The following is a 6,093-nucleotide window of genomic DNA, read 5'->3' on the forward strand; positions in this document are numbered from 1 at the left end:
CGCCCCCTGTTTCCCCCTCGACGTCGGCGGCCGCCGGCTTTGTGCGCGAAGCCACGCTCGCGGACCTCGAGGCGATCGGCCGAGTGCACGCCACCACCATGCTGGCGTCCCTGGAAGCCGCCTACCAGGCCGCACACGACGCGCCCTTGCCGGACGGCGTGGCCGCCATGGTGGCGGCGCCGGTCGTGGCCGCCGGCTGGGAACAGGCGATCTTGGCTCCGCCCTCATCAACACATCGCGTGCTCGTATCCGTTGGCGAAGGCGGCGAGGTGGTGGGGCTGGTCGGCGTAGCCCCCTCCCCCGGCGATGCGACCGGCGGCGTCGGCCCGGACGCGGCCGCGCGGGGTCTGGAGATCACGGCCCTCGGCGTCGCTCCGGAGCAGCAACGATGCGGGCACGGCTCTCGGCTACTGGCCGCCGCCACGGATCAGGCCCGGGCGCACGGCGCCGACGTGCTGCTCATCTGGGCGGTGCGTGGGGATGAGTCCCTGACCTCCTTCCTCCAGGATGCGGGCCTGACACCCACGGATTCTCACCGCGAGCTGCCCGTCGGCGAGGGCATCACCGAGGACTGCTGGGCCGCCGCCCTGTAGGCAACTACAGGTCCAGAAGCTGATCCAGGCCGATGGTCAGGCCCTCGCGCCCGCAGACCTCGCGCACGGCGAGAATGACGCCCGGCATGAAGCTGACGCGGTCGAAGGAATCGGTGCGGATGGTCAGCTGTTCCCCGGGGTTGCCGAGCACGACCTCCTCGTGGGCGGTGAGCCCGCGCAGGCGCACCGCGTGCACGTGAATGCCGTCAACGACGGCGCCGCGCGCGCCGTCGGGGTCGGTCTCGGTGGCGTCGGGAACTGCTCCCAGGCCCGCGTCCCGCCGGGAAGCGGCAATGCCCTGGGCGGTGGCGATGGCGGTGCCGGAGGGAGCGTCCACCTTGTTCGGGTGGTGCAGCTCGATGACCTCGGCGGACTCGAAGTAGCGGGCCGCCTTCGCGGCGAAGCTCATGGTCAGCACCGCCGACAGAGCGAAGTTCGGGGCGATGATGACGCTGCGACCGGCCGCCTCGGGCCGGGCCAGGTGGGTGCGCACACGCTCATAGGACTCATCCGTCCAGCCGGTGGTACCGACGACGACGTCAACGCCGGCGTCGATGAGGGCATGCACGTTGTCCTCGGTGACGGCCGGGTGGGTGAAATCAACGGCCACGTCGGCCCCGTTGAGGGTCTCGGCGCTGATGGTGTCACCAACGTCGAGGCGGGCGACGAGCTCCAGGCCCTCGGCATCCTCAACGGCCTGGCAGACGGTGGATCCCATGCGCCCTGCGGCGCCGACAACGGCAACGGCAATACTCATGCGGGCATCCTAACCAGGATCATCCGGCACTTCAGGCGCCCGGGCCGACGACGACGCGGCAGCGGTCCTGCCCTGCGAGCCAGGCGGCCAGGGCGCGCACGTCCTCGGCGGTGACCGCGTCCAGTCGGCGCAGGTTCTCCTCCATGGAGCGCAGCCGACCGGTGACAACCTCGGCCCGGCCCAGCCGCCCCATGCGCGCCAGGGAGTCCTCTCCGCCGAGCACCATGGCGCCGCGAATCTGACCCCGGGCGCGCTCCAGCTCCCGCTCGGTGACGCCATCGGCGGCCAGTGACTCGAACTCGCCGGCCATGACCGCCAGCACCTCATCGACGTCGCCGGGGGCGCAGCCGGCGTAGAGGCCGAAGGCGCCGGCACCGGCGTAGGCGGTGTCGAAGGCGTAGGTGGAGTAGGCCAGGCCCCGCTTCTCGCGGATCTCCTGGAACAGGCGGGAGGACATGCCGCCGCCGAGGATGGTGGTGAGCACGCTCATGGTCCAGCGGCGTTCGTCCAGGGCGGGGATGCCCGGGCAGCCGAGGTAGACGTGGGACTGCTCGGCGTCGCGCTCCACGGTGATGTCCTGCACGGTCAGCGCGGCAGTCGGCTCGGTCTCGAAGCGGCGCGGGCGCGGGGCGACGGCGCCGGTGGTGTCCCAGCCGGCGGCGGCAAGGTCGGCGGTCACCCGTTCGCAAATCTCCTCGTGGTTGACGGCGCCGGCGGCCGCAACCACGAGGGTGTCGGAGGCGTAGGTGCGCTGGTAGTGCTCCCAGACGGCGTCGCGGGGCACGGCGGAGACCGTCTCATAGGTGCCGCCGATGGGGCGTCCCAGGGGCGTGTCGGTGCCGAAGACGGCGCGGGCGAAGGCCTCCTGGGCGATCTCGGCGGGGTCGTCGGCGGCGTCGGCGAGTTCGGAGACGATGACGCCGCGTTCGGTCTCCACCTCCCCCGGGTCCAGGCGGGAGGAGGTGACCATGTCGGCGAGCACGTCCAGGGCGGTCAGGTCATCGGGGCCCAGGACGCGGGCGTAGTAGGAGGTGTGCTCCTTGGAGGTGGCGGCGTTGGACTCCCCGCCGATCATGTCGAAGGCCTCGGCGATGTCGTGGGCGGAGCGGGTGCCGGTGCCCTTGAACAGCAGGTGCTCGAGGAAGTGGGTGGAGCCCTCCTGGCCGGTGCGCTCGTCGCGGCTGCCGACACCGAACCAGGCGCCCAGGGAGGCGGAGCGCAGCGCGGGCACATGCTCGGTGATGACGCGCACGCCGCCGGGGAGGATGGAGCGGCGGATGGTGGCGCCGTCGTCGGTCAGGTGCAGCTCGGTGCCGGGGGTGCCGGCGGGCCCGCGGGTGAGGGGGACCTCGGCGAAGCTGGTGTCGGGGCCGGTGGGTGCGGAAGGAGTCACCGCCCGAGCCTATCGCCTCGGCGTCGACGCGCACCGGCAAGCGCAACCACATCGACCGGTTTCGGCACGTCATTAGTGCCGGTTTCGGCACGTCATTAGTGCCGGTTTCGGTGAGAGGGGTGCGGCCGGCTCATGGGCCTGCCCCGACCCGGCGCGCAGCAAACGGTGGGGCCGGGAACCCATACAGGCTCCCGGCCCCAGCCGGATGTTCAGGCGGCCTCAGTGCCGCGGTAGCACGAAGGAGCAGCGCTCACTCGTCGTCGGAGGACTCGGTGGTGCGCATGCGGCGGCGGCGCGGACGGCGCTCACGGCGCTCGCCGTCCTCCTCGGTGCGCTCACGGCGGCGGCGCGGACGGCGCTCGCCGTCGCCCTCACCGCGCTCGGCGCGGTGCGCCTTGGCCTCGTCCTCGGCCGCCTGCTGCTCCTCGGTGAGGACGGCGTGCAGGCTGAGCTTGCCGCGCTGGTCGATCTCGGCCAGCTCCACCTCGACCTTGTCGCCCACGTTGAGGACGTCCTCGACGTTCTCCACGCGCTTGCCGCCCACCAGCCGGCGGATCTGCGAGACGTGCAGCAGACCGTCCTTGCCGGGGGTCAGGGAGACGAAGGCGCCGAAGGTGGTGGTCTTGACAACCGTGCCGACGAAGCGTTCGCCGATTTCCGGCATCTGCGGGTTGGCGATGGCGTTGATGGCGTCGCGGGCGGCCTCGGCGGACGGGCCGTCGGAGGCGCCGATGTAGATGGTGCCGTCGTCCTCCACCGTCAGCTCGGTGCCGGTGTCCTCCTGGATCTGGTTGATCATCTTGCCCTTGGGGCCGATGACCTCACCGATCTTGTCCACCGGGATGTGCACCGTGAGCACGCGCGGAGCGGTCGGGGCCATCTCGTCGGGGGCATCGATCGCCTGGGCGAGGACGTCGAGGATGAACAGGCGGGCGTCGCGCGCCTGCGCCAGGGCGCCGGCCAGCACGTCGGAGGGCAGGCCGTCGAGCTTGGTGTCCAGCTGCAGGGCGGTGATGAAGTCGCGGGTACCAGCGACCTTGAAGTCCATGTCGCCGAAGGCGTCCTCGGAGCCGAGGATGTCGGTGAGCGTGGCCCACTTGGTCTCGCCGTCGATCTCCTCGTGCATGAGGCCCATGGCGATGCCGGCCACCGGTGCGCGCAGCGGCACACCGGCGTTGAGCAGCGACAGGGTGGAGGCGCATACCGAGCCCATGGAGGTGGACCCGTTGGAGCCGAGCGCCTCGGAGACCTGACGGATGGCGTAGGGGAAGTCGTCGCGGCTGGGCAGCACCGGAACCAGGGCGCGCTCGGCCAGGGCGCCGTGACCGATCTCGCGGCGCTTGGGGGCGCCCACGCGGCCGGTCTCGCCGGTGGAGAAGGGCGGGAAGACGTACTGGTGCATGTAGCGCTTGTGCTTGATCGGCGACAGGTCGTCGATCTGCTGCTCCATGCGCAGCATGTTGAGGGTGGTCACGCCCATGATCTGGGTTTCGCCGCGCTCGAAGATGGCCGAGCCGTGCACGCGCGGCAGCACCTCGACCTCGGCGGCCAGGGTGCGGATATCCTTGAGACCGCGGCCGTCCATGCGCACGCCCTCGGTGAGGGTGCGGTGGCGCACGAGCTTCTTGGTCACGGAGCGGAAGGCGGCCTTGAGGGCCTTGGTGTCCTCCTCGGCCGGGAAGGTCTCGGCCAGGTCGGCGAGCACCGCGTCGCGCACGGCGTCGGTGGCCTCGTCGCGGGCCTGCTTGCCCTCGGTGGCGATGGCGCCGGCGAGGTTGTGGGCCTCGGCGGCCTTCTCGACGGCGTCGTACTGCTCGTCGGTGTAGTCCAGGTACAGCGGGAAGTCGGCGGTCGGCTTGGAAGCGTGCTTGGCAACCTCCAGCTGCGCCTCGCACAGGACCTTGATGTGCGGCTTGGCGGCCTCCAGGGCCTCGGCGACGACGGCCTCGGTGGGGGCGGTGGCGCCGGCGGCGATGAGGTCCCAGGCGTTCTCAGTGGCACCGGCCTCAACCATCATGATGGCGACGTCGCCGTCCTCCAGCACGCGGCCGGCGACCACCATGTTGAAGGTGGCGCGCTCGAGCTCGGAGTAGCGGGGGAAGGCGACCCAGTGACCGTCGATGAGGGCGAGCCGGGTGCCGGCGACGGGGCCGGAGAAGGGCAGGCCCGCGATCTGGGTGGACATGGAGGCGGCGTTAATGGCCAGCACGTCGTAGGCGTCGTCGGGGTGGATGGACAGCACGGTCTCAACCACCTGGACCTCGTTGCGCAGGCCCTTGACGAAGGAGGGGCGCAGCGGGCGGTCGATGAGGCGGCAGGCGAGGATGGCGGAGGTGCCGGCGCGGCCCTCGCGGCGGAAGAAGGAGCCGGGGATGCGTCCGGCGGCGTACTGGCGCTCCTCCACGTCGACGGTGAGCGGGAAGAAGTCGAACTGGTCCTTGGGGTGCTTGCCCACGGTGGTGGCCGACAGGACGGTGGTCTCGCCATCGAGGTAGGCCATGGCGCTGCCGGCGGCCTGCTTGGCCAGGCGTCCGGTCTCGAAGCGGACCACGCGCTTGCCGAAGGGGCCGTTGTCAATCACGGCCTCGGCGGCAGTGACCTCGGGGTCGTCAAGGAACATATGTAGCGTGTCTCTTTCTATGTCGATCGATTGGCTGGACCGTGGCCTTCGATCGAGGCCCACGGAGCGGCGCGCACGCTGGTCCGGAGGCCACCACCGAAAACCGACGGGTCCATGCCGTCCGGGCACCGAGTCCATCCCGGTTCCCGGGTCCGCTCCCCTGACGCTCCTGACCGGGCCGACGACGCCGATGACGGCGACGCTCCCGTCCGGTGGCGCGGACTGCCCCCGGGAGCATTCCGAGGTGGCGCGTCCGGGTGAACACCTACTGGCGCCCGGGAAACGCGCTTCCGCTGCCATGAACACAGAAGGCGGACAGCTTGATCCTACCCTGGCGGCCGCCACGGCGGGGGTGCCGAAGCGGCCTACCAACGTGAAATAGGCCGCGCCGGGAGGACGGGACCTTCGGGCCTTCCCATTGAGGATAGCCTCATGAAACCGTTTCAACTGCGGGTGGGGATGAGGGCGATCCGCCCTCGACGCCCGGTACAGCAAGCTGCACCAAGGGAGAGCGCTTTATGACCTACCGCATGATCTTCAACCAGACCGGCTACTTCGGACGCGGCGCCATCGCCCACATCCCTGCCGAGATCACCGCCCGGGGCTTGGGCAAGGCCTTCATCGTTACCGACCCGGTCCTCGCGGAGAACGGCACCGCCACGCGGATCACCGACCTGCTCGACGACGCCGGCATCGCCTGGGAGATCTTCTCCGACGTCGTCCCCAACCC

5 protein-coding genes are annotated in these 6,093 nt (G+C 70.9%); 2 read left to right on the forward strand and 3 right to left on the reverse strand.

Going from position 1 to position 6,093, the window contains the following annotated elements:
- Nucleotides 1-593 (forward strand): GNAT family N-acetyltransferase (locus RWX45_RS13010; protein ID WP_316024141.1); only part of this gene is annotated, 593 nt, incomplete at its 5' end.
- A gap of 4 nt (nt 594-597) precedes the next feature.
- On the opposite strand, the gene dapB is transcribed toward RWX45_RS13010, so the two are convergent.
- The 3 genes from dapB to RWX45_RS13025 all read right to left on the reverse strand — a co-directional run bounded on the left by dapB (nt 598) and on the right by RWX45_RS13025 (nt 5,363).
- Entirely contained in the window at nt 598-1,350 is a 753-nt protein-coding gene (dapB, locus tag RWX45_RS13015; protein ID WP_316024142.1) for a 4-hydroxy-tetrahydrodipicolinate reductase, read from the reverse strand.
- A gap of 31 nt (nt 1,351-1,381) precedes the next feature.
- Nucleotides 1,382-2,743 carry a pitrilysin family protein gene (locus tag RWX45_RS13020; RefSeq protein ID WP_316024143.1) on the reverse strand — a complete coding sequence of 454 codons (1,362 nt, stop codon included), beginning with the start codon at nt 2,741-2,743 and terminating at the stop codon, nt 1,382-1,384.
- A gap of 250 nt (nt 2,744-2,993) precedes the next feature.
- On the reverse strand, nt 2,994-5,363 hold the full coding sequence (locus tag RWX45_RS13025) for a polyribonucleotide nucleotidyltransferase (RefSeq protein WP_316024144.1): 2,370 nt from the start codon (nt 5,361-5,363) through the stop codon (nt 2,994-2,996).
- 518 nt (nt 5,364-5,881) lie between these two features.
- Here RWX45_RS13025 and RWX45_RS13030 point away from each other — a divergent pair.
- Nucleotides 5,882-6,093, forward strand: a 212-nt coding sequence (locus RWX45_RS13030) for an iron-containing alcohol dehydrogenase (RefSeq protein ID WP_316024145.1), incomplete at its 3' end; no start/stop codon positions are given.

The organism is Actinomyces sp. MRS3W, assembly GCF_032465695.1.
In the GTDB taxonomy this organism is placed as follows: domain Bacteria; phylum Actinomycetota; class Actinomycetes; order Actinomycetales; family Actinomycetaceae; genus Actinomyces.

What these genes read in the sequence shown, in the direction of transcription:
- RWX45_RS13025 (WP_316024144.1), bottom strand. Translation starts at nt 5,363, where the DNA reads ATGTTCCTTGACGACCCCGAGGTCACTGCCGCCGAGGCCGTGATTGAC.
- dapB (WP_316024142.1), bottom strand. Translation starts at nt 1,350, where the DNA reads ATGAGTATTGCCGTTGCCGTTGTCGGCGCCGCAGGGCGCATGGGATCC.